This window comes from Hymenobacter rubripertinctus, assembly GCF_003583925.1.
Classification (GTDB): Bacteria; Bacteroidota; Bacteroidia; order Cytophagales; family Hymenobacteraceae; genus Hymenobacter; species Hymenobacter rubripertinctus.
On sequence record NZ_QYCN01000001.1, the window covers coordinates 22,525 to 47,412 of the forward strand.

General features: G+C 61.7%; 21 protein-coding genes. 12 read left to right on the top strand and 9 right to left on the bottom strand.

The features are described 5' to 3' along the window. Positions 1 to 70: 70 nt before the first annotated feature. Positions 71 to 1,237 carry a hypothetical protein gene (locus tag D0T11_RS00075; RefSeq protein WP_119653751.1) on the bottom strand — a complete coding sequence of 389 codons (1,167 nt, stop codon included), beginning with the start codon at positions 1,235 to 1,237 and terminating at the stop codon, positions 71 to 73. 168 nt (positions 1,238 to 1,405) lie between these two features. On the opposite strand from D0T11_RS00075, the gene recA reads away from it, so the two are divergent. The 5 genes from recA to D0T11_RS00100 all read left to right on the top strand — a co-directional run bounded on the left by recA (position 1,406) and on the right by D0T11_RS00100 (position 6,527). Beyond that, complete coding sequence (gene recA / locus D0T11_RS00080; RefSeq protein WP_119653752.1) at positions 1,406 to 2,530, top strand: recombinase RecA; 1,125 nt, start codon at positions 1,406 to 1,408, stop codon at positions 2,528 to 2,530. Positions 2,531 to 2,737: 207 nt separating this feature from the next. Further along, positions 2,738 to 3,562: a DUF3108 domain-containing protein gene (locus D0T11_RS00085; RefSeq protein ID WP_119653753.1), complete on the top strand. Its 825-nt coding sequence runs from the start codon at positions 2,738 to 2,740 to the stop codon at positions 3,560 to 3,562. Positions 3,563 to 3,867: 305 nt separating this feature from the next. Further along, on the top strand, positions 3,868 to 4,569 hold the full coding sequence (locus D0T11_RS00090; protein ID WP_245990565.1) for a response regulator transcription factor: 702 nt from the start codon (positions 3,868 to 3,870) through the stop codon (positions 4,567 to 4,569). Positions 4,570 to 4,685: 116 nt separating this feature from the next. Next, complete coding sequence (locus tag D0T11_RS00095) at positions 4,686 to 5,771, top strand: sensor histidine kinase (RefSeq protein ID WP_119653755.1); 1,086 nt, start codon at positions 4,686 to 4,688, stop codon at positions 5,769 to 5,771. Positions 5,772 to 5,813: 42 nt separating this feature from the next. Continuing rightward, positions 5,814 to 6,527: an RluA family pseudouridine synthase gene (locus D0T11_RS00100; RefSeq protein WP_119653756.1), complete on the top strand. Its 714-nt coding sequence runs from the start codon at positions 5,814 to 5,816 to the stop codon at positions 6,525 to 6,527. A gap of 22 nt (positions 6,528 to 6,549) precedes the next feature. Here D0T11_RS00100 and D0T11_RS00105 read toward each other — a convergent pair whose 3' ends face one another. Beyond that, entirely contained in the window at positions 6,550 to 8,013 is a 1,464-nt protein-coding gene (locus D0T11_RS00105) for a hypothetical protein (RefSeq protein WP_119653757.1), read from the bottom strand. A 190-nt stretch (positions 8,014 to 8,203) separates the two neighbouring features. On the opposite strand from D0T11_RS00105, the gene rplM reads away from it, so the two are divergent. The 4 genes from rplM (at position 8,204) to tsf (ending at position 10,932) form a co-directional block, all read left to right on the top strand. Next, positions 8,204 to 8,656, top strand: a complete 453-nt coding sequence (gene rplM / locus D0T11_RS00110) for a 50S ribosomal protein L13 (protein ID WP_119653758.1) — start codon at positions 8,204 to 8,206, stop codon at positions 8,654 to 8,656. A 39-nt stretch (positions 8,657 to 8,695) separates the two neighbouring features. Continuing rightward, positions 8,696 to 9,082, top strand: coding sequence for a 30S ribosomal protein S9 (gene rpsI / locus D0T11_RS00115; protein ID WP_088464402.1), 387 nt, complete (start codon positions 8,696 to 8,698; stop codon positions 9,080 to 9,082). Positions 9,083 to 9,102: 20 nt separating this feature from the next. Next, positions 9,103 to 9,870 carry a 30S ribosomal protein S2 gene (rpsB, locus tag D0T11_RS00120; protein ID WP_119653759.1) on the top strand — a complete coding sequence of 256 codons (768 nt, stop codon included), beginning with the start codon at positions 9,103 to 9,105 and terminating at the stop codon, positions 9,868 to 9,870. 222 nt (positions 9,871 to 10,092) lie between these two features. Then, positions 10,093 to 10,932: a translation elongation factor Ts gene (tsf, locus tag D0T11_RS00125; protein ID WP_119653760.1), complete on the top strand. Its 840-nt coding sequence runs from the start codon at positions 10,093 to 10,095 to the stop codon at positions 10,930 to 10,932. 110 nt (positions 10,933 to 11,042) lie between these two features. On the opposite strand, the gene D0T11_RS00130 is transcribed toward tsf, so the two are convergent. The 7 genes from D0T11_RS00130 to D0T11_RS00160 all read right to left on the bottom strand — a co-directional run bounded on the left by D0T11_RS00130 (position 11,043) and on the right by D0T11_RS00160 (position 17,348). After that, positions 11,043 to 11,669, bottom strand: a complete 627-nt coding sequence (locus D0T11_RS00130) for a DUF6624 domain-containing protein (RefSeq protein WP_119653761.1) — start codon at positions 11,667 to 11,669, stop codon at positions 11,043 to 11,045. Between the two features lie 56 nt (positions 11,670 to 11,725). Continuing rightward, positions 11,726 to 12,775 (bottom strand): DUF3089 domain-containing protein, encoded by a 1,050-nt coding sequence (locus tag D0T11_RS00135; protein WP_119653762.1) that lies wholly within the window; start codon positions 12,773 to 12,775, stop codon positions 11,726 to 11,728. Between the two features lie 141 nt (positions 12,776 to 12,916). Then, positions 12,917 to 14,140: an SHOCT domain-containing protein gene (locus tag D0T11_RS00140; protein ID WP_119653763.1), complete on the bottom strand. Its 1,224-nt coding sequence runs from the start codon at positions 14,138 to 14,140 to the stop codon at positions 12,917 to 12,919. Between the two features lie 34 nt (positions 14,141 to 14,174). Continuing rightward, on the bottom strand, positions 14,175 to 14,897 hold the full coding sequence (locus D0T11_RS00145; RefSeq protein ID WP_119653764.1) for a hypothetical protein: 723 nt from the start codon (positions 14,895 to 14,897) through the stop codon (positions 14,175 to 14,177). Between the two features lie 37 nt (positions 14,898 to 14,934). Continuing rightward, entirely contained in the window at positions 14,935 to 15,180 is a 246-nt protein-coding gene (locus D0T11_RS00150) for a hypothetical protein (RefSeq protein WP_119653765.1), read from the bottom strand. A gap of 196 nt (positions 15,181 to 15,376) precedes the next feature. After that, entirely contained in the window at positions 15,377 to 16,369 is a 993-nt protein-coding gene (locus tag D0T11_RS00155; protein WP_182888181.1) for a YeiH family protein, read from the bottom strand. Positions 16,370 to 16,442: 73 nt separating this feature from the next. Further along, a complete protein-coding gene (locus D0T11_RS00160) occupies positions 16,443 to 17,348 on the bottom strand; it encodes a LysR substrate-binding domain-containing protein (RefSeq protein WP_119653766.1) in 906 nt (301 codons plus the stop codon). A 275-nt stretch (positions 17,349 to 17,623) separates the two neighbouring features. Here D0T11_RS00160 and D0T11_RS00165 point away from each other — a divergent pair, with 275 nt between their 5' ends. From D0T11_RS00165 to D0T11_RS00175, 3 genes are all read left to right on the top strand, one after another. Next, positions 17,624 to 19,681 carry a S9 family peptidase gene (locus tag D0T11_RS00165; protein WP_119653767.1) on the top strand — a complete coding sequence of 686 codons (2,058 nt, stop codon included), beginning with the start codon at positions 17,624 to 17,626 and terminating at the stop codon, positions 19,679 to 19,681. A gap of 166 nt (positions 19,682 to 19,847) precedes the next feature. Beyond that, positions 19,848 to 22,415 (top strand): alpha-amylase family glycosyl hydrolase, encoded by a 2,568-nt coding sequence (locus tag D0T11_RS00170; RefSeq protein ID WP_119653768.1) that lies wholly within the window; start codon positions 19,848 to 19,850, stop codon positions 22,413 to 22,415. Between the two features lie 746 nt (positions 22,416 to 23,161). Next, positions 23,162 to 24,667 carry a M28 family peptidase gene (locus D0T11_RS00175; protein WP_119653769.1) on the top strand — a complete coding sequence of 502 codons (1,506 nt, stop codon included), beginning with the start codon at positions 23,162 to 23,164 and terminating at the stop codon, positions 24,665 to 24,667. Positions 24,668 to 24,888: the final 221 nt, after the last annotated feature.

The window sequence follows — 24,888 nt, forward strand, 5'->3', positions numbered from 1 at the left end:
GGAGCTTAATAGTTTTCCCACCGTGCTCTACTCCTCAAGCTCCGCCTTGCGGCGCAATGCGAACCATCATCTACCGATTGGGCCGCAGCGTGCTCAGCAAAAAGCTCTGGTTGAAATTGAGGTAGAGCGCGAAGGAGAAATCGAACAGGCCGTTGTTGAGGTCGTAGAGGGGCTCGAAGCGGGTGGTCAGCGTCACCTGGCCCGGCAGGCGGTAGTCGCGCAGCACCCGCAGAATCAGCAGTTGCCGCTGCCGCTCGGTGTAGTTTACATCTACCGGCGAGGACGACACCGATTGATAGAGCCGCCCGCCCAGGGGCGAGATATGGCCTTTGCCGCTCCAGTAAGCCAGTTGCAGGTTGGAAAGCCGCGTATCGGCCCCCACATTCAGGTAGAGCCCCGTACCGCTTTTAAAGGGCAGCTCTTCGGTGAAAGAGTAGTCGTTGAAGTAGGTTACGTACCCATCGAAGTGCAGGGCGCTGACGAACCGGGACGTGAGGCCGCGCCGCACCCGCAGCCCGGTGGCCCCGTTGAATAAGGTCTGCAAAGGCTTGTCGATGGTATCAATCTGGCCGCCGCGGTGGGTGGCCGTGAACTGCACTGGCAGCGCCACCAGCCACCGGGCCGAGTCGGTGAGCAGGCGGTGTTCCAGGGCGAGGCCGCCGGCTACTTCCTCCTGAAAGTTGCTGAACCGGTACTGCTGCCGCACCCAGTTCACCCAGGCATCGAGGCTGGTGCGCGGGGTTTGCAGCTGGTACTGCACGCCTTCTTCCAGCTGGTTGGTCATCACCCGCTCAAAATCGAACAGCGGCTCGATGTAGCCGTGGTGCAGGTTGCCCTCCAGATTACCGAACAGCAGCGTGTGCGGCCCCTGCCGGTATTTGAGCGTGAACAGCGGCCGGACCTGCCGCAGCCGGGTCGTACCGTAGTTTTTCCACAGAAACACGCCCGCTTCCAGGCGCAGGTTGCCGGCCGGGTAGTACACCAGCCGCGGGGCCAGCTGCGCCCCGAAATAGGTCAGGCCAGGGTCGATTTTATTGAAGTACTCGTTGTCCTTGTTGAACATAAACCCCCGCACATCCAGCCGCAGTTGGTGCTCGTAGGCCGGACCGAGCGGGGCGCGGGACAGAAAAGCGCGGTTGTCGAGCTGGGCCCAGGCGGCCGAAGCGGTGAGCAGCCACGCTAGGCTGGTCAGGATCAGGGTGCTGGCGCGGACCTGACTTTCTAAAAATTTTAGCACAGAAAAAAACTTCGGAATTCAACGAATTTCTTTAGCATTGCGGGCACAAAATATAGCCCGGCGGCGTTACCATTGCCCAGCCCCGAAACGCCCCCCTGGCGGGTTGTGTGGACTGGCCAAAACGCTTACATTCACCAAACCTAAGCAATTCTACTTACCCCCTTTCTAATGGCCGCAAACTCCGATAAAGCTGAAAAAGCCGACAAAAAAGACTCGAACCCCCAGGCCGAGAAGCTAAAGGCGCTCCAACTCACCCTCGACAAGCTCGACAAGAGCTACGGCAAGGGCACCGTGATGAAGCTCGACAGCAGCAAGGTGCAGGATGTGGAAGTTATCAGCACCGGTTCGCTGGGCCTCGATATTGCCCTCGGCGTGGGTGGTTTGCCCAAGGGCCGCGTGGTGGAAATCTACGGCCCCGAGTCGTCGGGTAAAACCACGCTCACCATGCACTGCATCGCCGAAGCCCAGAAAAAAGGGGGCATTGCCGCCTTCATCGACGCCGAGCACGCCTTCGACCCGGTGTACGCCCGCAAGCTCGGCATCGACACGGCCAACCTGCTCATCGCCCAGCCCGACAATGGCGAGCAGGCCCTTGAAATTGCCGACCAGCTGATTTCCAGCGGCGCCATCGACATCATTGTTATCGACTCTGTAGCCGCCCTGGTGCCCAAAGGCGAACTGGAAGGCGATATGGGCGACTCGAAGGTAGGTCTGCACGCCCGCCTTATGTCGCAGGCCCTGCGCAAGCTCACCGGCACCATCAACAAAACCGGCTGCTGCTGCATTTTCATCAACCAGCTGCGCGAGAAAATCGGGGTGATGTTCGGCTCGCCCGAAACCACGACCGGCGGTAACGCCCTCAAATTCTACGCCTCCGTACGCCTCGACATCCGCCGCATTGGCCAGATAAAAGAGGACAAGGACAACATCACCGGCAACCGCACCAAAGTGAAGGTGGCCAAGAACAAGGTAGCCCCACCCTTTAAAGTAATTGAGTTCGACATCATCTACGGCGAAGGCATTTCCAAAGTGGGCGAAATCCTCGATCTGGGCGTCGATATGGGCATTATCGCCAAGTCGGGCTCCTGGTTCAGCTACGACGGCAACCGGCTCGGCCAGGGCCGCGAGGGGGTGAAAACCATCTTGCAGGACAACCCCGAGCTGGCCGACAAAATTGAAGCCCAGATTCGGGCCAAGGTGAAGGGCAACCCCGAGCAGGCCCTGGCCGTGCTGGAGGAAGACCGCACCGTGGACGCCGAAGAGGCTGTTGAGCCGGTTGAAGCCGAAGACTAAGCGTAGAGCACTGGCAACCATTGAAAGCTTCCCCGATCCGTCGGGGAAGCTTTTTTTGTGCCTTGAGCATCACCGCCCTGCCTTCCGGGAAAAGTGGGAAACCCGCTCATTTACTCGTCCCGTTTTTTGCCCTGCCGGAATCCGAGTACCTTTACTGGCACCGCATTTGAGAAGATACCGGCTACTTCACCGTTCGTCGTTCCCCACATGGCCATCCGTCGCTGGATCTTATTACCTGCTTTTCTGCTCCCGCTGGCTGCTTTTGGTCCGCCGGCCGCCGATGCGTCCCGGTCCCTGGCAAACACCAGCTTCGATCGGGGCGAAACCCTTCAGTACAAGGTGCACTACGGCCTCATCAACGCCGCCGAGGCCACCATTGAACTCGATGATAACGTGCACCGGGTGAACGAGCGCCCTTGCTACCGGGCCACCGTCACGGGCCGCACCACCGGCTCGTTCGACTTCTTCCTGCGCATCCGCGACACCTGGCGCTCCTACATCGACACGACCAGCATTCTGCCCCAACGCTTCTTTCGCAACATTGAGGAAAACAACTACCGCAAGCGGGAAACGGTGGATTTCGACCACCAGCGCGCTGTGGCCGATGTGGAGAGCTACAAGAAAGACAAGAACGACGTGAAGAAGGGTACCTACAAAGTGCCTAACAACGTGCAGGACATCGTGAGCGGTTTCTACTTTCTGCGCACCATCAACTACGACCAGCGCCGGCCCGGAGAAGTCATCAAGGTCCAGGGCTTTTTCGATGAGAACGTATTTAGTATGGACGTCACCTACAAGGGCCGGGAAACGGTGGAAACCAAGGCCGGCACTATTCGCGTGATCCGGCTGGTACCCAAAATGCCCAGCAATAAAATTTTCAAGGGCGAAAACGCGGTTTCCGTGTTTCTTTCCGACGACCGGAACAAGATTCCGGTTCTCATCCAGGCCGAAATGTTCGTGGGTTCCGTGAAAGTGGACCTCTACAAATACAAAGGCTTGCGAAACCGATTGAATTTAGTAGCCAAGAATTGATGCTTGATAAGGCGGCTCCCAGTTGGGGCCGCCTTTTTTTTTAGTCCGTTCCGCTTTTTTTCCGCCTTCCGATGCTGCTTCCCGTTGCTACCCGTCGCCGCTCGGTGCTGCTGCCCGCGCCGCCCGCGCCTTCCGCCCTGGTCGATTTCGTCTGGCCTATTCCGAATCCGGTGCCGGCCAAGCTGCCCCCGGGTCTGGTTTTCAACCGGCGCGGAACGGGTAACGAAAACGTAACACGCCGCGCCCGCCGGCCGGCGGTACTTTTGTCGTCACGCCTTCTCTTCTACCCTAAAGCGCCCCGAGCCGTGCAACCAACCACCCACCCCAATGCCTACAAGATTCTGGTCGTCGATGATGACCCCGACATCGTGGAGCTACTGGAATACAACCTGCGCAAAGAAGGTTACGAAGTGGCCAGCGCCCCCGACGGCCGCCAGGCCCTGGAAATAGCGCCCCAGTTCGCGCCCGACATCATTCTGCTGGACGTGATGATGCCCCACCTGGACGGCATCGCGGCCTGCCGCCAGTTACGCGAGCTGCCCAAGTTCAAGGACACCTACATCATTTTCCTGACGGCCCGGGCCGAGGAATTTTCGGAAGTGGCGGCCTTCGATGCCGGGGCCGACGACTTTATCGCCAAGCCCATCAAGCCCCGGGCTTTGCTCAGCCGCCTGGCCGCCTTTGTGCGCCGCGACAAAGACCCCCAGCACGTTTCCGACACCACTGAAATCAACGGCCTCATCATCGACCGCACTGGCTTCGCCGTGTACCAGGACGGCCGCAAAATCACGCTGCCCAAGAAGGAGTTTGAGCTGCTGGCCTTCCTGGCGGCCTCCCCCCACAAGGTATTCGGCCGCGACGAGCTACTCCAGAATATCTGGGGCAACGATGTGTTCGTGCTGGCCCGCACCGTGGACGTACACGTGCGCAAAGTGCGCGAAAAAGTGGGCGACCACCACATCCAGACCATTAAGGGCGTGGGCTACAAGTTCAACACGGACAACTAAATCTGAATTAAAAATTAAAAGTGAAAAATTAAAAATTGGCCGTTCTATCCGTTTTCGGGCGGAGAAGTGACACGGCCAATTTTTAATTTTTCACTTTTAATTTTTAATTGACCGCCATGCGTCTCAACATTACTTCCCGGAGCATTGCCATTCTGCTGTCGATTCTGGTGGCGACGGTGCTGACGGCGCTGGCTTTCATTGCGCCTGCCATGCCCTTGCAGCAGGGCGTGCTGGCGGCCGGCATCACCATCGCGGCCTGCTTCCTGCTGCTTTACCTCATGTTTGAGGCCCTGATTTTTCGGGAAATCAACAACATTTATGAGGGGCTGGAACACATCAAGCGCAAGGAGTTCCGACGCATGTCGAACAAGTTTCTGTTCCGGCCGGAACCGCTCAAGCGCATGCGCGACGAGATTCTGGACATGGCCCAGCGCAAACAGCAGGAAATCGACGAGCTGCACCGCCTCCAGGAGCTGCGGCGCGAGTTTCTGGCCGATGTCTCGCACGAGCTGAAAACGCCCATCTTCGCGGCCCAGGGGTTTGTGCATACGGTGCTGGAGGAGGAGGAAGAGGACGGCATGGACGCCTTCACCCGGAAGAGGTTCCTGCGCAAAGCCGCCACCAGCCTCGATGCCCTGGACGCCCTGGTGCAGGATTTGGTCACCATTTCCCAGCTCGAAAAGGGTGTGGTACGCATGCGTCGCCAGCGCTTCGATCTGGCCCAGCTCGTACGCGACATTTTCGAGCAACTGGAGCTAAAAGCCGCCAAGCGCCGGGTAACGCTGGAGCTGCGCTGCCCCGATGGCCCCGCGACCCAGCCCATGCGCGTGCTGGCCGACCGCAACCGCATCCGGCAGGTACTCATCAACCTGATCGACAACGCCATCAAGTACGGCCGCGAGCAGGGCCACGTGCGGATTTGCCTGGAGGAAAGCGGCAAAAGCATCCGCATCAGCGTGCAGGACGATGGGGAGGGAATCCCGAAGCAGCACCAGAGCCGCATTTTCGAGCGGTTTTACCGCATCGATAAAAGCCGCACCCGCGAGTCGAGGGATGCCGGCGGTTCCGGCCTGGGTCTGGCCATCAGCAAGCACATCATTGAGGCCCATAAATCCACCATCCGCGTGCAGAGCGAGCCCGGCCAGGGCACCACCCTGGAATTCAAACTCCCCCGCCCCAGGGTGAAGGCAGTTGTGGGGTGACGTTCCCTTTCCACTTCCGAATCCCCTACCTTTGCGGCTTCTATGAAGCTGCCTGATTTCAACGACCTGATTTTGTTTGAAGACGATGATTTCATCATCATCAACAAACCCCCTTTCTTGGCCACGCTCGACGAGCGGTTTGGCGGGGCACCTAACATTCTGCGCCTGGCCCGGGAGAAGTACGAGGACGTGCAGGCCTGCCACCGCCTCGACAAGGAAACGAGCGGGGCGCTGGCGCTGGCCAAAAACCCGGCTGCTTACCGCCACCTGGCCATGCAGTTTGAGGACCGGCAGGTGCGCAAGGTGTACCACGCCGTGGCTTGGGGCGTGCACCACTACGACGGCCTGCGCGTGGACCGCAGCATCGAAACCACTACCAAGGGCAAGGCCCGGCTGGCCTACAAGGGCAAACCGGCCGTAACGCTGGTGCGCACCCTCGAAGCCTACGCCCGCCACACGCTGCTGGAGTGCCAGCCCATCACGGGCCGCATGCATCAGATTCGCCTCCACCTGGCCTACCTGCAAGCCCCCATCGTGGGCGACGGCATGTACGGCGGCGACGATTTTTTCCTGTCGTCGCTCAAAAAGAAGTTCAACGTGAAGCAGGGCGAGGAAGAACAGCCCTTCATCAAGCGCTTCGCGCTGCACGCCGCCCAGCTCACGTTTGCCAAGCTCGATGGCGAATCGGTGACCATTGAGGCCCCCTACCCCAAGGATTTCCGGGTGCTGGTGGAAAACATGCGCCAGTATCAATAAAGGGTTTGAGCTACAAACCCTTTTATCGTCTCTCGAAAATAGCAATCCGGGTCGAATCGATAGTGGGCTTACGGGGGTTGCGGGGCAACCCCCGCTGCCAGCGCAGGCGCAACTGCGGATTCTGGCGGAGCTGCGCGAAAGTGGTCTGGTCCTCGACGGGAGCGTACCAATCGTCCCAGACCAGCAGGGTACCCGTTGGTACCGGCCAGCTGGCGTCCCGGAGTGCCCCGAACCGGAGCCGGTTGGCTGCGAAGGGGTCCAGGTTAAGCGCCGAGGCCGCGTAGGGGTGGGCATACACTACCCGGGGCGGCGACGGTTGCGTGGCCACCCAACGGGCGGCGGCCTCCAGCAACTGCTGGTCGGCTGCCTGCCCGAAGTCGCGCTGCCAGCGCAGGCCTACCCGGGAGCCACTGAAGGGAAACCAGACGATAGCGGCCAGCAGCACCCACCGGCTGTACTGCCGTTGCGGCGCGGTGCGCCCCAGCGCGGCCAGTAGCTGCACGCCCCGCACCACCACCAGGCTCAGTAGCGGCACCAGGCAGCACAGCACCCGCAGCAGGCCAATCGAGCCAAAAATACCCAGCACCCAAAAAACGGTGTGGGCACCAATAAACACCGCGATACTGCCGTACACCAGCAGCAACTCCCCCGAACGCCGGCCGGCGGCCCACTGCCGCCCGGCCCGCGCCACGCCCAGCCCCATACCCACAACACCCAGCCAGAACAGGCCAAACTGCACCCAGCCAATGGAATCGGCGAGGCCGGTAATAAACTGCCAGGGGGTGTTGTTGCCGCGGTGGATGAAGGCGTAGTTGAGGTTGTGGAGGGGGTAGGCGTTGCGGGTGAGCACCCAGAAAAAATCCTGGTACGCCGCCAGCCCTATCAGCCCGTAAAACCCGAAGCCCAGCCCCAGCCAGGGCAGTGCCCGCCACCGGCGGTTCAGCAGCAGATACAGCCCGAACACGCCCAGCAGCAGGAACCCTTCGGAGCGGGCCAGGGGCAGCCACGACACGACGGCCGCCGCCCAAACCGGCCGCTCCTCCAGGGCCAGCACCACGCCCGTTATCAGCAGCAGGCTGAAAAGTGGCTCCGTAAGGCCGGAGAACTGAATCAGGAAGTAGTCGGGGGCGGCGTAGCAGGCCACGATGGCCAGCCAGGGCCAAGGCAGGCGCAGCAGGCGGGCCGCCTGGTAGGCCAGCGCGGCCGAGGCGGCCACCAGCAGGCATTGGAGCACCATCACGCCGCGCAGCCCTAGTTGGGCCGGCCCCGCCATCAGGGCTACTGTCACCGGTTTCGACCACGATTCCAGGAAATTAAGCGGGTGCCGGAAGGCGTAGCGCGCGTACTGGTAGTGGTAGATACTGTCGCCCGAGTCGAAGGTGCCGCGGGTGAGCAGGGCCGTGAGCAGCGAGAGGGCCAGCAGAGCCAGCAGCAGCCCGTAGGCCCGGCGGCTGGCCGGCAAAGCCGCCCCGGACGGTGGGTTCATAGCAGAATACGAGTCGGGCATAGTGCGGGTAAAAGTACGTAACTGGCTCCAACGGCACCTAAACAACTCTTTCAGACACAATAATTAACCTGGCATTTGAATATTCGCTGAAAGGCAGTAACTTTGTGTCCGTTTTCCCCGAACTGTGTTCGGCTTCTTCTTCATTTTCAAACGCTTATCCTCCTCCCCAATGGATCATCTGAGCTTCAAGACGGTATCCGTCAACAAAGCCAACGCCAACAAGGGCTGGGTTGTGGTTGACGCCGCCGACGCTACCCTGGGTCGTCTGGCCAGCCAAATTGCCAACATGTTGCGTGGCAAGCACAAACCCTCCTTCACGCCCAACTCGGATTGTGGCGACAACGTCATCGTCATCAACGCCGACAACCTCCGCGTGACTGGCAAAAAGATGACCGACAAAATTTACATCACCCACTCGGGCTACCCCGGCGGACAGAAGCGCATCAACCTGCGCGACAAGAAAGCCAAGGACTCGACCCGGGTGATTGAGCACGCGGTGCGTGGTATGCTGCAAGGCAACAAGCTGGGCGCGGAGCAGTTCCGTAACCTGTTCGTGTACGCCGACACCCAGCATCCCCACGAGGCTCAGCAGCCTAAAACTGTTTCTTTCTCGCATCTGTAAGCCGCATTCCGGCTCCCATTTTCTCTAATTCTCCACTTAATGGAAATCTCCAATACCTCTGGTAGAAGAAAAACCTCGGTGGCCCGCATCTACATGCAGGCCGGGCAAGGGAATATCACTATCAACGGCCGGGAAATGAAAGCCTATTTTGGCAACGAACTCCTGGAAAACATCGTGAACCAGCCTTTGGCGACGGTCGAGCAAGTCGGCCAGTACGACATTAAGGTGAACGTACGCGGTGGTGGCATCTCGGCCCAGGCCGAAGCCATCCGTCTGGCCATCTCGAAAGCCCTCGTGGGCGAAAACGCGGAGGTTCGTCCTGCCCTGAAAAAGGAAGGCTTCCTGACCCGCGACCCGCGCATGGTGGAACGCAAGAAATTCGGCAAGCGTAAGGCGCGTCGTTCGTTCCAGTTCTCGAAACGCTAATCTTCCAGAGGAACCCTATCATGGCCCAGACTACCACCTATAAAGAATTGCTGGACGCCGGTTCGCATTTTGGTCACCTCACCCGCAAGTGGGACCCCAAAATGGCTCCGTACATCTTCATGGAGAAGAACGGCATCCACATCATTGACCTGAACAAAACGCTGGCTTCGCTCGATCACGCAGCGTCCGCCATCCGTAACATTGCTAAAAGCGGCCGCAAGATCATGTTTGTGGCTACCAAAAAGCAGGCTCAGGAAATCGTAACCGACGAGGCCAAGCGCCTCAAAATGCCTTACATCACCGACCGGTGGTTGGGCGGTCTGCTCACCAACTTCGCCACCGTGCGTAAGTCGCTGAAGAAGATGAGCACCATCGACAAGATGGTAAAGGAAAACACGGCTTTCGCCGCCCTCGCCAAGCGCGAGCGGCTGATGATGTCGCGGGAGCGGGAGAAGCTGGAGCGCGTACTGGGCGGCATTGCCGACCTGAGCCGTCTGCCCGCTGCCCTGTTCGTGATTGACGTGAAGCGCGAGCACATTGCCGTGAAAGAAGCCCAGAAACTGGGTATTCCGGTATTCGCTATCTGCGACACGAACTCCAACCCCGAGTCGGTGCAGTTCCCCATTCCGGCCAACGACGACGCCTCGAAGTCCATCCAGCTCATCGTGAGCGTGATGGGCAAGGCTATCGAAGATGGTCTGTCGGAGCGTAAAGTCGACAAAGAGGATGCTGATAAGAAGCAAGCCGAAGAAGAAGGCATCAAGGAAAAGCAGGACGCCGAAGAATAGGCGGCTTTTAGAAGCTAGAAGTTAGGAGCTAGGAGCTAGAATCAGAGGGAAACCGCCTGGCAAATTCTAGCTCTTAGCTCCTGACTTTTTTTGCTTTTGCTCCGTTCCTGCGCGTTACGTTCCCCTCTTTCTCTCATTCAATTCAAACTTTCTGCTGGTTGCTGGTTGCTTCATCCCTGTGATTCTAGCGCCTTGCTTCTAGCTCTTAACTACTCAAAAGCTATGGCTGCAATTACCGCCGCAGACGTAAATAAGCTCCGCACCATGACTGGCGCGGGCATGATGGATTGCAAGAAAGCCCTGGTGGAAGCCGAAGGCGACTTCGAAGCGGCCCGGGACCTACTCCGCAAGCAGGGCCAGAAAATTGCCGATAAGCGTTCGGACAACGAGACGACCGAAGGCGTGGTACTGGCTGCCGTGAGTGAAGATGGCACCAACGGCAAACTGGTGTCGCTGGCTTGCGAAACCGAGCCGGTTTCCAAGGTTCCCGATTTCAAGGAGTTGGGTCAGCGCATTTTGGCTGCTGCCGTGAAAACCAACGCTTCTTCGAAAGAAGAACTGCTGGCCGCTCCCCAGGAAGATGGCCGCGCCTTGCAGGAGCACATCACCGACCTGATGGGCAAAATCGGCGAGAAGCTGGTGGTAACGGCTTACGAGAACATCACGGCTGAGAAAGTAGCTTCCTACATCCACTCCGACAACAAGAAGGGTGTGCTCGTGGCCATGAAGAACGTAGGCGGTGCCGACGTGGCTACCGTGGGCCGCGACGTAGCCATGCAAATTGTTGCCATGAAGCCCGTTGCCCTTGATAAAGACGGCGTGGATTCGGCTACTATTGAGCGCGAAATCGAAATTGGCAAGGAGCAGGCCCGCGCCGACGGCAAGCCCGAGGCGATGCTGGAGAAAATTGCCCAGGGCAAGCTCAACAAGTTCTACAAGGAGAACACCCTGCTCAACCAGGAATTCGTGAAGGACAACTCGATGACCATCGCCCAGCTGCTCGACAAGACGCAGAAAGGCCTGACGGTTTCCGAGTTCAAGCGCGTAGCCATCGTAGGCTAGGTTTGTTTGAGCTGTTAGCTGACAGCTTTTAGCCGTTAGCTTTCCGTTCAGAATTTAAAAAGGCCCCGCTGGCAGCTTGCCGGCGGGGCCTTTTTGGGTTTCTATACTTCTTACTGAACTTTCGGCGGCGGCGTGTTCATCTGCTTGTGCAGGTCGTCGCTCATCCGCAGGTATTCTTCCAGCGTCTCCATCCCGATGGCGGCCCGGCGCTTATTCACGTTTTTGGGGTCGCGCAGGGAGCGGGGACGGGCGTTGCCGATGCCCGGGCCGGTGTACTCTACCTGGGTGCCGTATTCCTGGGGCTGACCGGAAGCCTGAGCGATGCGGTCGGTGAGGTAGGCATAGTTGCGGGGGCTGGCGTTTTTGGCTTTCACCTGGGGCTGCATCAGCTTGAGCATGCGCCGCTGGAAATTCGGGTGGGCATCGGCGTGCTGCACCAGGAGCCAGAAGTTGCTGGCACTTTTCTCCCCTACTTCCCGGAAACCGGGGTAGCCGTAGCGCCGGATGATGGCTTCGAGCACGGGCTGGTGACGGGCGAAGTTCACATGCTGCACACCTTCCAGGTTGCGGCCGGCAGTATCGGGTAGCTGCTGCATCATGCGCTGCATGGGCCACTGATCCACGACGGCCAGGCTATCGATAGTACGACTCAGGGCCGGGTAGCGGGGCGGGGCGGTTTGGGCCAGAGTCGTCGTGCTAAGGGAAAACAGGGCGGCGGCCAGAGCAGGTAGCTTCATAGTTTATTAGCACTTGAGGTAGTAGATATTCAAGGCAGCAGATACAAGTATACCCTTTACTGCCCGCCCAGGCGCATGCGGTGAGCCCGGACCCGGGCAGCGGCATTCTGACGGATGTTGCCGTAGAACAGGGCATAATCGGCGAGGTGGAAGGAGTGCCAGAGGCGGAAATTGCCGGGCAACAGGAAGCGCGGGTAGCCTTTCGGTTCGGGCGGATGCACCCAGAGCAGGCCGTTGTGCACTTTGGCGTCCACGATGCGCTTATCGAGCCGCCTGAAATCGTAGGGCACGCCGCCCAGGTTGAGGCGGGCAGGCCCCGTGATAGTGTCGCGGGTCCAGGTGAGCGGATTTACGGCCAGACTGTTCTGATAAGGCGCGTACTCATTGCCCCAGGCCACCGTGTTCCAAGCCACGTAGCAGCCGGTCTGGGTCGAGTCTTCGCAGGGGCGCAGGATCTGGTACTCATCGGGCTTCACTTCGTAGCCGATCAGGTAGGCGGCCACCAGTTGCCGGCGCAATTGGGGGTTGGTATCGAAAAATTCGTGGAGCAGGCGGGTGGCGTGCACCGTGCCCTGGCTGTGGCCGGCCAGAATAATGGGCCGGCCCCGGTTGTAGTGCTCCAGGTAGTATTCAAAAGCCGCCCTTACGTCGCCGTACGCATATTCGATGGCCTGCGCGCCATTGGTCGAATTCTCGTCGTCGAAGAAGGAATAGAGCGTGGCCTGGCGGTAGCGCGGGGCATACACCCGAGCCGTGTTGTTGAAGGCCGACGCCTGGCCCCGAATCACTTTGTCGTCGGTGAAGCGGTTCACCCGGTCGTTGTCGAGGTCGGCATTCCACTGCTTGCGCCAGAGGTAGGTGGTGGGGTGCACGAAAAACACGTCGGCGGGTGCGTCACGCTGCTGGTTTTCGAACCGGGAGCCACGAGGCACCACGTCGGCCGAGTCGCGGCGGTCGGGCAAGGCGGCCCAGTGGTCCTCCATGCGGTAGTCAGGCGCGGCGGGCGGGGTGTAGCGGCCAAAGTCTTTGCCCGGCTTGATAATTTTCAGGCAGGAACTCAGCCCCAGCAGGGCCAGCGCGGGCCACAACAGCAAACGGGTACGCATAGCAAAGAAAAGAGATAAACTACTCGCGGGGGAGCACGCTACCCGGGCACGCCGCCGCTGGGCGAGGCGGAGCAGCCGCGAACAACGCCCGCCCACAAGAACCCGATAATGCGCTAACGGTTGCAGGCCGCTGGCGCCTGATTAGTCGCTGAAGTTGTTTTCGAGGAGCTTTTCCTGGCGCAGGTACACGATTTTGAAGTTCTTATCGAAGCGTACCCGCACCTGGGCGGCCGTTTGCTGGTGCTTCTGCAACGACTGACGCAGGGCCGTGCTGTTTTCCACGTACGTCACCACCCGCGAGCCATCGGCCACCGGGGCACTGATTTGTAACGAGCCGGGCCGGATACTGCTCTGGCCTTCCAGGAATTCGGGGAAATGGGTTTTTTCCAGCTCCGCGTTGATGGCCGCCGGCGTGGTATTGCGCATCAGGTAAAACCGCTCGACCTGGGGTGCGAAGTAGGCCGCCGCCGTGAATGGCGACGCCTGCAAGTCGGTGTAATAGCGCTGCAAAACGCCCGTAACGCGGGCTTCAGCGTTGGCGTCAGACACGGGGGGCGCCTCGGGCGGGGCGGCCTCGGGGGCGGGGGGCAGCTCCGGCTCCTCGGCCGCGTCGGGGGTGGCCGCAACCTCAACGGGCGGAACAGTGGTCACCCGGATAGTTTCGGGAGCCGCGACGGGCGGCAGCTCAATCTGCTCGGTCTGCGGGCCTTCATCGGGGCGGGTAGCTACCGAGTCGGCAGCCGTGATGGTGGCGCTGGTGAGGCGCTCGGAGGCCTGATTACCGGTCATCAGATAGACGATGAGAGCCAGCAGCGCCACAATGCCCGCTACAACCAGGATAGTGCCCAAGGAGCTTTTGGGTGGCACGACGTAGGTTTCGTCCTCCACGTACTCCTGCGGCGGGCCGGGCGCAGGGGCCGGAGTCAGAAACTCGTCGGCGCGGCCGGGTGAGGCGGGGGGGCGGCCGGCTTCCAGCGGATGTGAGAAACCCGGACCGGTAACGGGCGGCGCGGGGGGCACGGCCCCGGCAGAGCTGTCAGGGGCCGCTTGCCGGGTCAGGGGCGGTAGCAGCGGCTCACTGATGGGGGCAATGGTAGCGGTAGGCGCGGGCGGCGTGGGAAAAGCGGGTGGCATCACTGCTACCGGGGCAGCTATGGTTACGGGCAGTTCAGGAACGGGCGGTTCAGGAACGGGCGGCGGGGTTTCCCGCGCTATGGGCGAAACGTCCGGCGGCAGCCCGGGAGCCGCGTCGGTGAAAACCAGCTTCTGCTTGAGCGTCTGGAATTCCTCCGGCGTAATGGTGCCGGCATCCAGCCACTCCTTAAGTTGGCGCAGGGTATCGAGGGGGGAAGGGTCTTTTTCCATGAGGCTGAGGCGGGGCGGGCAAAGCGGCGGGGGCCTACTTGCGGTCGAGGTTGGTGAAACGGGCGCGCCGGCGTTCCAGCTGGGCCTTACGCATTTCCAGAAGGCGGGCGTTATCGAGCAGCTTCACCGAGTCTTCGGCCGATTTGAGCTTGTTATCGGCATTTTGCTTGTACAGCTGCTCAATTTTTTCGAGGTTGGACTTGGTGTTGCCCGCCAAGCTGGTGCGCTCCTTCTCCAGCTTGTCCTTCTCCTTTTCAGTGGTGCTCAACTGCTTTTCGGCTTCCGCAATCTGCTCCCGATAGGCTTTGAGGCGGGCGGCGGCGGCAAAGCTTTGCACAATACCGCGTAGGGAACTGAACTCGTTGGGCGTGCCGGCCGCCGAAAAAAACGAATCGGGACCCATAGCGGCCCACACCGAGAGCTCGGCTACCGAATCGGAAGGGGCCGTAACGGTGGAATACAAGTCCAGCAGCTTGCCCGTGACGCTGGACATGGGTACCTGCTTGGCCGTGAGATTATCCTTCTTGCCCACGCCAAACAGGCCGTCGCCCTTGAGCTTGATGTTGTACGTGTCCTTGAGCCAGCTCTGCCAGAAGTCGCGGGTCCAGTCGGCGGAAGCTTCCACCTGCACTTTGAGGGCTTCCCGCTCGCGTTTTTCGAAATTGACGCTGCTCGTCCGGGCTTCGTAGAGTTGGGCGCGGCTGGCCAGCGGCAGCAAAAACAGCAGCAGCAGCAGCAGAGGGAGTATAAAACGCATGAGGCGGGTAGTTGAAGCGGTGAATACAGGTGCGATGCTAGAGGTCGTGGCGGTCGAAGGCGGCCTGCAAATCCTGCTGCATAGCAGCGAAACGGGCCACGGCGGCCTGCACAAACTCCTCGTCGAGCAGCAGGTGGATGTCGTCTTCACCCGTCAGGTCCAGCTCGCTCACCTTGTAGGTCTGCTCCAGCGAACCTTTCTCCAGCTTGATGAGGTACTTCCCGTTCCAGCTGAAAAGCGTGATTTTGGCGTGCGGATTGGGAATAATGGCGAGCTGGCGCATACGAAACGGCGAAGGCAGTGGAACCCCGCAAAGATACACGGTTGGCAGTTGGGTAGCCAGTTGCCAGTAAATGGAACGTCATTCCGAGCTTGCCGAGAATCTCGCGGGCTGATGTTGGATAAGCACTGCAACATCAGCGAGCGAGATTCCTCGGCAAGCTCGGAATGACGTCCTTTTTTCACCCAGGTGCTACTCGTTAAACCGATACAATCATGTACAGCGACACGCTCGAAATCACCACCCACAGCAGCACGCCCAGCGCGAACGGGCGGGGGCCAACGGCCCGGATGGTTTTGAGCGAGAGGCCCGCACCGATAAAGAACAGCGTGACCACGAGCCCCAACCGGGCCGCCTGCCCCAGCCAGGGACCCACGAGCCGGGTAGCGGGCACGTAGGTGTTGAGCAGCATGGCCCCGATGAAGCCCAGAATAAACCAGGGCAGCTTCACTTTCACATCTTTCTGCTTGAACAGGTACGCCGTGCCCAACGCCACCGGAATAATCCAGAGGGCGCGGGCCAGCTTGATGGTAGTAGCCACACCCAGCGCTTCGGAGCCATAAGCTGCTGCCGCGCCCACCACCGAGGAGGTATCGTGAATGGCAATGGCGCACCAGAGGCCGAACTGCTGCTGGCTCATGGCCAGGGCGTGGCCGATGGGCGGGAAGGCGAACAAGGCCACCGCATTCAGCACGAACACCGTGCCCAGGGCCACCGACATTTCCTCGTCTTTGGCCCCCACTACCGGCCCCACGGCGGCAATGGCCGAGCCCCCGCAGATGGCGGTGCCGCAGGAAATCAGGTGCGTCACCACCCGGCCCAGCTTCAGCCAGCGGCCCACTATGTAGCCCAGGGCCAGCGTACCAAAAATGGAGGCGATGGTGAATAGCAGGCCCTGCCGCCCGGCCTGCACCGCCGCGTGGGCGTTCAGACCGAAGCCCAGCCCGATAACCGAGTATTGCAGCAGCTTGGCGGTGTACTTTTTGGTGAAGGCCGGGAAGGGGTTGCCCACCGTTTGGGCCAGCACCAACCCCAATGCCAGCGCCACCGGCGGCGAGGCCCAGGGAGTGAGGCAGAACACGAGCAGCAACCCGAACACCACTTTCGGCAGCCAGCCTACGGGGGCCGGTGGCGGGTTGGAGCCCAGGGACGGGGCGGCGGAAACGAGGGGAGCAGTTGGGGCAGCGGGCATGCAAGGGGGCAGAAAATCAGTCCCCAAAAGTACGGCGACCCGGCCTCGCCCGATAATCTAAAATAGTTATCGGCTATTGCTTCAGGTTATACTGCTGGCGCACGAAGCGCAGGAACCGTTCGGCGGGCCGGGTGAGGGGCTGGCCCTGCACCCAGAGGGCCTCAAACTGCCGGGGCAGGTGCAGGCCCGCCACCGGCACCTGCTCCAACAGGCCCGCCGCCAGCTCCCGCGTCAGGGCCCGGCGCGAAACGAAACCCAGGGCCTCGGGAGCCGCTTCGAGGTAGGTTTTGATAGCTTCGGTGTTGTCGAAGTAGAACGCCACCTGCAAATTGGACAGCTTGATTTTCTGCTCCCGGAGCGCGAATTCCAGCACTTCCAGCGTGCCCGAGCCCCGCTCGCGCAGTACCAGCGGATGGGCCAGGGCCTCGGCCAGCGGCAGCGGCACGGCGGGCGGACCAGCGGCCGTGGCCCGGCGCACGGCCACCAGCTCGTCGGCCAGCAGGGGCTCGTAGTGCAGGTCGCGGCTCTTGGCCCGGCCCTCCACGAAACCCAGGTCGAGCTGGCCTTGCAGCAACGCCTCGGCAATTTGCTCAGAGTTGGCGTTGAGCAGCGTGAGCTCCAGGCGCGGGTAGCGGCGCTGGAAACCGGGCAGCAGCGCCGGCAGCTCGTACTGAGCCAGCGTGGTGCTGGCCCCCAGGCGCAGGCGGCCGGCCACCTCGCCGTGCAGCTCCTGGAGCTGATCGGTGAGCTGGGCGTGCAGGTGGGCTACTTCGTCGGCGTGGGCGAGTAGCAGGCGGCCGGCGTCGGTGAGGCTCACGCGGCCCGCGCGCCGCTCGAACAGGCGCTGGCCGTAGCTCGTTTCCAGTTCCCGCACGTGCTTGGTCACGGCGGGCTGGCTGATGTAGAGCTCCTGGGCCGCCTTGGTAAAGCTCAGGTGCCGGGCCACGGCCTGGAAAACGCGCAGTCGGAAGTCGGGCATGGATTAAAGGTAGTAGACCTTTCGTTGCGCCTCACCCCCTAGCCCCCTACGCCGCTCGATGCGCGGAATGAAAAGGAGAGGGGGGACTAATTCTAATTTTTTAGTCTGATTCCAACTGCTTTATTTCTAGAAATCTAAAATCTAGTTCCCCCTCTCTTTTTCATTCCGCGCATCGAGCGGCGTAGGGGGTTAGGGGGTGAGGCGAACGGAAGGCAAAATGACACCTGCCCAAGTCTTGGTTATCTTGCCCTCCGTTTCCACCCGAAATCCTAACGATGCACAAACCACTTCTAACTGCTCTGCTCCTGCTGCCGTTGGCGGCCGCGGCCCAAACCACCTATACGCCCGAGCTGCTGCTGAAACTCGGCCGCCTGGGCGAAATGCAGGTGTCGCCGGACCAGAAAACGGTGGCCTACACCGTCACGCGCTACTCGCTCTCCGACAACAAGGGCCAGTCGGATATCTGGCTGGTGCCCACCAGCGGCGGCGCGGCCCGCCAGCTGACCAACACGCCCGCGACCTCCGAAAACACGCTCAACTGGCGCGCCGATGGCAAGCTGACCTTTATGAGCAGTGAGGGCGGCTCGGACCAGCTCTACGTGATGAATGCCGACGGCTCGGGCAAGCAACTGCTGAGCAGCTTCGGGGCCGATGAAGGCGTAGCCAACCTCAAGTACGCGCCCAAGGGCAATTTCATCCTCTATACCCAGGACGTAAAAACCGGTAAATCGGTGCAGGACTGGTACCCGGATCTGCCCAAGGCCGACGCCAAAATCATCGACGACCTCAACTACCGCCACTGGAGCAGCTGGGACGATTATAAGGTGTCGCACGTCTATTTCCAGCCCGTGGGCACCGATGGCAAGCCCGTCGGCAGCGGCAAAGACATCATGGCTGGCGAGAAGTTCGACGCGCCGCTGCAGCCGTTTGGCGGCTCCGAGCAGCTGGCATTTTCGCCCGACGGCTACTCGCTGGCTTACACCTCGCGCAAGCTCACGGGTAAGGCCGAGGCCGAAAGCACCAACTCCGACATCTACCTCTACGATATCCGCACGGGCCAGACGCGCAACCTGAGCGAGGGCCTGGGCGGCTACGATACCGAGCCGGTTTTCTCACCCGATGGCTCCCAGATAGCCTGGCTGAGCATGGCCACGCCCGGCTTCGAGTCGGACCGCAACGGCATTGTGGTGTATGATTTCAAGACTAAAAAACGCCAGGACGTAACGGCCGGTTCGGAGCAGGCGGCCGGCAATCTGCGCTGGAGCGCCGACGGCAAAACTATCTACTTCGCCAGCGCGCTGGCCGGCACCCAGCAGATTTTTATGGTGCCCGCGAAAGGCGGTAAGGTGAAGCAGCTCACCAAAGGCGCGTTCAACTACAACGGCTTCGAGCTGGTGGGTAAGGATGCGGTTATCGTGAACAAAACCACCCAGGCCAGCCCCGCCGACTTGGTGCGCGTGGACCTGAAATCGGGCCGCGAAACGGCGCTGACCAACATCAACCAGGCCGAGCTGGCGGGCGTGAAAACCGGCAAGCTGGAGTCGCGGATGGTGACCACCACCGACGGCAAGCAGATGCAGGTGTACGTGACCTTCCCGCCCGGTTTCGACCCGGCCAAGAAGTACCCGACCCTGCTTTACTGCCAGGGCGGCCCCCAGAGCCCCATTTCGCAGAGCTTCTCGTACCGCTGGAATTTCCAGCTGATGGCGGCCCAGGGCTACATTGTGGTGGCCCCCAACCGGCGCGGCCTGCCCGGCTTCGGCACCGAGTGGAACAACAGCATCTCGGGCGACTGGGGCGGCCAGCCCATCCGCGACTACCTCTCGGCCATTGATGCGGTGAGCCAGGAAGCCTACGTGGACAAGGACCGGCGCGGCTGCGTGGGGGCCAGCTACGGCGGCTACTCGGTGTACCAGCTGGCCGGCAAGCATGAGGGTCGTTTCAAGACGTTTATTGCCCACGCCGGCCTCTACAACCTCACCAGCTGGTACCCCAGCACCGAGGAAATGTTCTTCGCCAAGCATGACATCGGCGGCGCGCCCTGGGAGTCGCCCCAGCACAAGAGCTACACCGAGTTCAACCCCCAGCAGTTCGCCCAGAATTGGGATACGCCCATCCTGGTCATCCACGGCGCCAAAGATTTCCGGGTGCCCGAGGGGCAGGGTATGGAAGCCTTCGGCACGGCCCAGCTGCGCGGCATTCCGAGCCGTTTCCTGTACTTCCCCAACGAGGGCCACTGGATTTCCAAGCCCCAGAACGCGGTGCTCTGGAACCGCGTGTTTTTTGAGTGGCTCGGCCGCACGCTGAAGCCCGAGGGCCCGGCGCAGCGGTAGGTTGCTCGTTGCCGATTAACCCCTAGCCCGCCGACGCCCATGCGTCGGCGGGCTTTGTTTTGGGGTGATTCGGCGAGTTAGCGGCACTATTCCCGGCTGACGGCGTTGGGCCAGGCAACCCCGGGGGCGTATCTTGGTCCCTGGTTTCCGACTGATTTTTGCCCGCATGAAACAACTCGTACTTCTTTTGGCCCTGCTGAGCGGGGCGCTCCACCTGCGGGCCACCCCGCTCACGTTCCGGGTCGATATGCGCCAGCTCACGGTTTCGGCCGCCGGGGTGCACGTGGCGGGCACCTTCCAGAAAGCCGCCGGGTACGCCGCCGACTGGAACCCGGCTACCACGGCCCTCACCGACCCCGATGGGGATAATGTGTACGAGTTGACGGTGAACGTGCCAGCCGGCAGCTACCGCTACAAATTCATCAACGGCAACGCCTGGGGCGGGGCCGAGCCCGTGCCGGCTACCTGCGGCCAGGACGACGGCGGCGGCAACTACAACCGCATGGTGACGGTGGGCTCCTCGGCCCTGCGCCTGCCGGCAATTGCCTTCAACGGCTGCGCTACCCGGCTGCGCTTTATAGTGAACATGCAGGGCCAGACGGTTTCGGCCGCCGGCATCCATGTGGCTGGCAATTTCCAGGCGCTGGCCGGCTACCCCACCGACTGGGACCCAGCCGCCACTACGCTCACCGACGACAACGCCGACGGCGTGTACGAGGCCGAAGTGCAGCTGCCTGCCCCGGGCCGCTTCCAGTACAAGTTCATCAATGGCGACACCTGGGCCGGGGCCGAAATTGTGCCGGCTGGCTGCGGCCAGGATGATGGCAGCGGCAACCGTAACCGCACCGCCGATGCCCTCCAGGATGCCAACGTGGTCGGGCCGGTATGCTTCAGCAGCTGCGCCAGCTGCGGGGCCTCGCCCACCAACTACACCACCCATTGGTGGAACGACGCCGTGTTTTATGAGGTGTTCGTGCGCAGCTTCTACGACAGCAACGGCGACGGCAAGGGCGACTTTAAGGGCCTGATGCAGAAGCTCGACTACCTCAACGACGGCGACCCGGCCACCACCACCGACCTGGGCGTAACGGCCCTGTGGCTGATGCCCATGATGGAGTCGCCGAGCTACCATGGCTACGACGTGACCAACTACCAGGCCACCGAGCCCGATTACGGCACCATGGCCGAGTTCGAGGCGTTCATGGCCGCCGCCCACGCCCGCGGCATCAAAGTCATTATCGACCTCGTGCTCAACCACTCCTCCGACCAGCACCCCTGGTTCACGCAGGCGGCCGGCAGCGCCACCAGCCCCTACCGCGACTGGTACCGGTGGTCGGCTACGAAACCCAGCTACTCGGGACCCTGGGGCCAGACGGTGTGGCACCCGCGCAACGGCAGCTACTACTACGGCATTTTCTGGAGCGGCATGCCCGACCTGAACTGGAACAACCCCGACCTGAAAAAAACCATGTGGGACGCCACCCGCTTCTGGCTCAACAAGGGCGTGGACGGCTACCGACTCGACGCCGTGAAATACCTCGCCGAAAACGGCCCGACCCTGGAAGACACCCCTGCCACCCTCGACCTGCTCCACGAGTTCAACGGCGTGGTGAAGCAGGCCAACGCCAACGCCTTTACCGTGGGCGAGGCGTGGTCGCAAACCCCGGCCGTGTTGCCCTACGTGACCAACAACCGGCTGGACGTGTGCTTTGAATTTGATCTGGCTGAAGCCATCGTGAATGGGGTGAGCTCGGGCAGCGCGGCCGGGCTGCGCAGTCAGTTGCAATTGGTAGATGCCACCTACCCCAAGCTCCAGTACGCCACCTTCCTCACCAACCACGACCAGAACCGGGTGCTGGGCCAGCTCGGTGGCAACCTGGCCCGCATGAAGCAGGCGGCGGCCCTCTACCTCTCGATGCCCGGCGTGCCCTTCCTGTACTATGGCGAGGAAGTGGGCCTGCTCGGTAGCGGGGCCGATGAGGAAAAGCGCAAGCCCATGCAGTGGACGGCGGGTACCAATGCCGGCTTCAGCACCGGCACGCCCTGGCGCAGCCTCAACAGCAACTACGCCCAGTTCAACGTGGCCACCCAGACCGCCGACCCGGCTTCGCTGCTCAACCACTACAAAAAGCTGATTGCTCTGCGCACCACCCACGAAACGCTGCGCAAGGGCTACCTGCTACCCGTAACCACCACCGGCGCCAGCCTGCTGGGCTATGCCCGCGTGTACGGCACGGAGGGCGTTGTAGTAGCCGCCAACCTGGGCGGCAGTGCCATCAGTCAGCCGAAGTTCACGCTCCCGCTCTCGTCGTTGCCAGCGGGTGGTTACCGGGTCACGGAGCTTTACTCGGGCCAGGCCGTTGGCACGCTCACGCTCGATGCCCAGGGTGGGTTCAGCAGCTGGCAGCCCACGGGCCTCGGGGCACTGGGGGCCAACGCTACCTGGCTGCTGCGCCTCATGCCCCAAACGGTTACCGGCACCCAACCGGCCCGGTCGCTTTCGGCCCGGCTCTTCCCCAACCCGGCCCGCCAGCAGGCCCAGGTGGTGGTCGCCGATCCGGCCGCCCACACCACCATCACCGTGTTCGATCTGCGCGGCCAGCTCCGCCAGCAGGCCACCTTCAGCGGCCCCCACTACCAGCTCGATACCAACGCCTGGCCCGCCGGCACCTACCTGGTGCGCGTGCAATCCGGCAAGCGCACCACGGTGCAGCGGCTGGTGGTGGTGCCGTAGCCGCGCCAGAACCGGCAGTGGGAAAGCAGGAACGAGGGAAAAAAAACGTCATTCCCCGCGCCGTTCGGTACAACGTTCTTTTTCAGCTTAGCACTTACACACTTGGTGCGTTCTAGCCCCGGAGGGGCGACATATCGGTAGCCACCCTCTTTGTCTGCCAGGCATAAGCCCCAGCGGGGCGGCATCAATCGTTCAACGGCCGATATCGCCCCGCTGGGGCTTTCCTGTTCTCTGCTCTACTACTACCGATATGCCGCCCCTCCGGGGCTAGAACGCACCAAGTGCGTAAGTGCTAAGAAACTCAAGTTGCGCAGAACGGTGTAGGGGCGGGGCTTGCCCCCGCCCGCCGTTGCACAGCACCGTTGAACGGTAGGTAACGGCCCGCAACGCCTCGTTATGACGGCGGGCGGGGGCAAGCCCCGCCCCTATACCGTTCTGCGCAACCCACTCCGCAACTTGGGTTAAGAAAGGAAATTTAGCTATCCAACTCAGCCCCGCAGGTTGTACATGTTTTTTCAGTTTTTGAAGACTACCGGTACAGCTCCTCTTCGGCGCTGTACCGGTAGTCTACGGGGCTGAGCAGGCGTGGAAAAGCCAGGGGCAGCGGTTGGCCGCCGGCGCGGCAGGGCTAAAATTTACCGGGCGCACGTTCTACGAGTGTTCTGTCCTACTTTGCCCCTCCCAAATCTGCGGTAACCCCGCGGCGGTTGCTTCGTTCTTTTCCTTACCTCATTCTACCACTCCATATGACTCTACGACTCCCCTCCCTGCTGCTGGCCGGACTGCTGCTGGCCGCTGCCCCCGCCGCCACGGCCCAGCAGCGCCGCCCGCCCGCTGTGAAAGCCACTCAAGCTAAAAACGCGGTGGCGGCCATCCGGGAATCCGACCTGAAACGCGACCTGTTCGCGCTGGGCGGTGATAAGTACCGGGGCCGCGAGGGCGGCACACTCGATGAATTGCGGGCCTCGGCCTGGCTGGCCGAGCAGATGCGGGCCATTGGGGCGGAGCCGGCCGGCGACAATGGCACTTACTTCCAGTTTTTCGAGCTGCGACGGACCCGCCTTACGCCAGCCAGTACCCTCACCATCGGGAGCCACGCGCTGCGGCCCGGCCACGATGCCGTGGTAGTAGCTCCCACCAACGCGCACTTCACGGCCAAGCTGGTGTTCGTGGGCACGGGCACGCCGGCCGAGCTGGCGAAAGCCAAAATCAAGGGCAAAGCCGTGGCCGTGCAGCTTTCGGGCGCGCCCACCGACGGCATCAGCTACCGCCGCTACCTGTTCGGGAAGCTGCGCGAACAGGCTGCCGAGCTGGTGAAGGCCGGTGCGGTGGCCGTGGTCTTCGTGTCGGATAAGCCGGCTCAGGCCGTATACGACCATTGGAGCCATATTTTTGAGCGCGGCCGTTACGGCCTGCCCGCCGATGAGTCGGTGAAAATCGTGGGCGACCAGGTTCCGGTGGCGTGGCTGCCGATGTCGGCTGCGGAGTGGATTGGCCAGGGGGGCCAGCAGTTCAGCACCGACCTGAAGGCCGAGAGCTTCACGTATCCTTCGGTGAATATCGTGGCCAGAATTCCCGGCACCGATGGGCAGTTGAAAAAGGAGAACGTGCTTTTCAGCACCCACCAGGACCACGACGGCGTGCGCGCCGCCGTGGCGGGCGACTCGATTTACAATGGGGCCGACGACAACGCTACCGGCTGCGTGGCTCTGCTGGCCCTCATGCGGGCCTTTAAGCAGCAGCCGGCCAAGCGTACGGCCTTGTTCGTGTACCACGGGGCCGAAGAGCGCGGGCTGTTGGGTTCCCGCTATTTTTCGTACCAGCCCACCGTGCCCAAGACCAGCATCGTGGCCGTGCTCAACGCCGAAATGATGGGCCGCAACGCCCCCGATTCGGCCGCCCTGCTGGGCTCCACTCCGCCCCACCTCAACTCCTCCGACCTCGTGCAAACGGCCCTGGCCGCCAACCAGGCCGGCCCCCAGTTCAAGCTCGACACCGAGTGGGACAAGGCCACCCACCCCGAGGGCTGGTACTTCCGCTCCGACCACCTGCCCTACGCCCGCCTGGGCATCCCGGCCATCATGTACACCTCGCTGCTGCACGCCGACTACCACACGCCCCTCGACGAGCCCGCCCGCATCGACTACGCCAAGCTGCTGCGCATGACGCAGTGGATGTACCTCACCGGCTGGGCCGTAGCCAACCGCCCCGCGCCCCCGGCCCGCGAACCCGGTTTCAGGCTGGAACGGTAGCGGTGAATGAGTGAATTGGTGAATGAGTGAGTCGTTCTGCCATTGCGCGCAGCGCGCAGTAGTCCGTCGTTCACCCAGTACAACGCCCCAATACACCCAAAGCCCCTGACGTACATACGTTAGGGGCTTTGGGCTGAATATAGTAGGCCTGACTCAAGTAGCCACCACACCCACCGCCTCTGCCCCGGCGGCTTTGGGCTGAATATAGTAGGACTGACTCA

Excerpts from the sequence above, each read along its gene's own strand:
- recA (WP_119653752.1), top strand. The coding sequence starts at position 1,406 with ATGGCCGCAAACTCCGATAAAGCTGAAAAAGCCGACAAAAAAGACTCG.
- D0T11_RS00085 (WP_119653753.1), top strand. The coding sequence starts at position 2,738 with ATGGCCATCCGTCGCTGGATCTTATTACCTGCTTTTCTGCTCCCGCTG.
- D0T11_RS00095 (WP_119653755.1), top strand. The coding sequence starts at position 4,686 with ATGCGTCTCAACATTACTTCCCGGAGCATTGCCATTCTGCTGTCGATT.
- D0T11_RS00100 (WP_119653756.1), top strand. The coding sequence starts at position 5,814 with ATGAAGCTGCCTGATTTCAACGACCTGATTTTGTTTGAAGACGATGAT.
- D0T11_RS00105 (WP_119653757.1), bottom strand. The coding sequence starts at position 8,013 with ATGAACCCACCGTCCGGGGCGGCTTTGCCGGCCAGCCGCCGGGCCTAC.
- rplM (WP_119653758.1), top strand. The coding sequence starts at position 8,204 with ATGGATCATCTGAGCTTCAAGACGGTATCCGTCAACAAAGCCAACGCC.
- rpsI (WP_088464402.1), top strand. The coding sequence starts at position 8,696 with ATGGAAATCTCCAATACCTCTGGTAGAAGAAAAACCTCGGTGGCCCGC.
- rpsB (WP_119653759.1), top strand. The coding sequence starts at position 9,103 with ATGGCCCAGACTACCACCTATAAAGAATTGCTGGACGCCGGTTCGCAT.
- tsf (WP_119653760.1), top strand. The coding sequence starts at position 10,093 with ATGGCTGCAATTACCGCCGCAGACGTAAATAAGCTCCGCACCATGACT.
- D0T11_RS00130 (WP_119653761.1), bottom strand. The coding sequence starts at position 11,669 with ATGAAGCTACCTGCTCTGGCCGCCGCCCTGTTTTCCCTTAGCACGACG.
- D0T11_RS00135 (WP_119653762.1), bottom strand. The coding sequence starts at position 12,775 with ATGCGTACCCGTTTGCTGTTGTGGCCCGCGCTGGCCCTGCTGGGGCTG.
- D0T11_RS00140 (WP_119653763.1), bottom strand. The coding sequence starts at position 14,140 with ATGGAAAAAGACCCTTCCCCCCTCGATACCCTGCGCCAACTTAAGGAG.
- D0T11_RS00145 (WP_119653764.1), bottom strand. The coding sequence starts at position 14,897 with ATGCGTTTTATACTCCCTCTGCTGCTGCTGCTGCTGTTTTTGCTGCCG.
- D0T11_RS00150 (WP_119653765.1), bottom strand. The coding sequence starts at position 15,180 with ATGCGCCAGCTCGCCATTATTCCCAATCCGCACGCCAAAATCACGCTT.
- D0T11_RS00155 (WP_182888181.1), bottom strand. The coding sequence starts at position 16,369 with ATGCCCGCTGCCCCAACTGCTCCCCTCGTTTCCGCCGCCCCGTCCCTG.
- D0T11_RS00160 (WP_119653766.1), bottom strand. The coding sequence starts at position 17,348 with ATGCCCGACTTCCGACTGCGCGTTTTCCAGGCCGTGGCCCGGCACCTG.
- D0T11_RS00165 (WP_119653767.1), top strand. The coding sequence starts at position 17,624 with ATGCACAAACCACTTCTAACTGCTCTGCTCCTGCTGCCGTTGGCGGCC.
- D0T11_RS00170 (WP_119653768.1), top strand. The coding sequence starts at position 19,848 with ATGAAACAACTCGTACTTCTTTTGGCCCTGCTGAGCGGGGCGCTCCAC.
- D0T11_RS00175 (WP_119653769.1), top strand. The coding sequence starts at position 23,162 with ATGACTCTACGACTCCCCTCCCTGCTGCTGGCCGGACTGCTGCTGGCC.